Raw genomic sequence first — 1283 nt, forward strand, 5'->3', positions numbered from 1 at the left:
ACTGACCCCATAATGTGAGACAAATTAAAACACCTTCAAGAAAATTCAACCATGTCGTAAGATATGGAGACAACCTTGGAGGTGTTTTTGCGTTGGCAACAAGAGTTAGCTATCCACTAGAAGTGAAGATGAAAGCCATTGAAATGAGATTGGCTGGCATTCCAGTGAAAGAAGTCATGGATCAACTGAATATACGCAATAAGACACAAGTGGAGACCTGGATGAAATGGTACCGCAGTGGTGAGCTGAAACGGTTGGAGCAACCTGTCGGTAAACAGTACAGTTACGGTAAAGGACCAGAATACGTCTCAGAGTTAGAGAAAGTGAATGCAGAAAACAGGTTCTTGAGACAACAGGTAGATCTGCTAAAAAAGTTCAAGGAAATGGAAAGGAGGTATCTCCAAAAGTCCTAGTGGAATGGATTGAATCGATCCGAGAAGAGGTTAGTGTGGCACAAGCGTGCAAATGGATTGGGGTTCCACGAGCCACCTACTATCGCTGGAAAGCTAACTTAGAGAGTAAATACGAGGACGATTTGGTAAAGCAAATTCATGAACTCAGTAAACAACATAGATTTCGCTATGGATACCGAAAGATCACAGCGTTGCTTCGAAGAGAGTATAAGATTAATCACAAACGCGTACAGCGGATTATGCAGTGTGAGGGTCTGCAGTGTCGTGTCAAAGTGAAGAAACGCAAGACTACAGGACAGCCAGCCTATATAGCAGAACATTTGCTGAAGCGTGAATTTAAAGCTAATGCACCCATGCAAAAACTCGTTACAGATATTACGTATCTGCCTTTTGGCGGAAGAATGTTGTACCTGTCGAGTATCTTGGACTTGTTTAATGGAGAGATTGTGGCATACAGTATAGCTGACAAGCAAGACACCGCATTTGTACTAGAAACGCTTAATCAATTACCATCTCTGCCGGGCGCCATACTCCATAGCGATCAAGCAGCGTGTACACTTCCCAGGCTTATCAGGAAGCAGTAAAGGGAAAAGGCATTACCATGAGCATGTCCCGTAAGGGTACGCCCGCTGATAATGCCCCCATCGAATCGTTTCATTCCACACTAAAGTCTGAAACGTTCTACCTCGAAGGTTTGACCTGTACGACGACGGCAATCGTCGAAAAGACCGTTCGAGACTACATTACTTACTATAACTCAATTCGCATTCAAACAAAACTAAACAACCAGTCACCGATTCATTTTCGGCAACTGGCTGCTTAAACTTGCAAGGTGTTTTGATCCCTGTCTCATTAATAGGGGTCAGTCCC

At 43.7% G+C, this 1283-nt stretch carries 1 pseudogene; it reads left to right on the top strand.

Annotated elements, in window-relative coordinates:
- Positions 1 to 92: 92 nt before the first annotated feature.
- Positions 93 to 1236 (top strand): annotated as a pseudogene (locus JCM16418_RS23335) (IS3 family transposase).
- Positions 1237 to 1283: the final 47 nt, after the last annotated feature.

Origin of the sequence: Paenibacillus pini JCM 16418 (assembly GCF_000576305.1) — a bacterium.
In the GTDB taxonomy this organism is placed as follows: Bacteria; Bacillota; Bacilli; order Paenibacillales; family Paenibacillaceae; genus Paenibacillus_AQ; species Paenibacillus_AQ pini.